The sequence below is a fragment of the Neisseria sp. HMSC069H12 genome, from assembly GCF_001812735.1.
Lineage (GTDB): Bacteria > Pseudomonadota > Gammaproteobacteria > Burkholderiales > Neisseriaceae > Neisseria > Neisseria subflava.
The window spans coordinates 15,160-15,454 of the sequence record NZ_KV810302.1; the positions used below are offsets into that span (position 1 = coordinate 15,160).

The window sequence follows — 295 nt, forward strand, 5'->3', positions numbered from 1 at the left end:
TCAACACACAGCCGCCCGAAGGCGGCTGGGATGGACGAGTACGGAATGGTTCTTTGGGGATTGGTTTCAACACACAGCCGCCCGAAGGCGGCTGGATCAATATGCATTCCCTCAAGTATCATTTTTCAAAGTTTCAACACACAGCCGCCCGAAGGCGGCTGGTTTCTGTTTGCCTTGTAATCGGGATAGTCTTGGTGGTTTCAACACACAGCCGCCCGAAGGCGGCTGGTCTTTTGGTTTGTGCTTATAAGTACAAACTACAGAAGTTTCAACACACAGCCGCCCGAAGGCGGCT

The 295-nt window shown here is 52.5% G+C and carries 1 CRISPR repeat array.

The window, feature by feature from the left end:
• Nucleotides 1–294: direct repeats of the CRISPR family, unit length 26 nt; unit sequence TCAACACACAGCCGCCCGAAGGCGGC.
• Nucleotide 295: the final 1 nt, after the last annotated feature.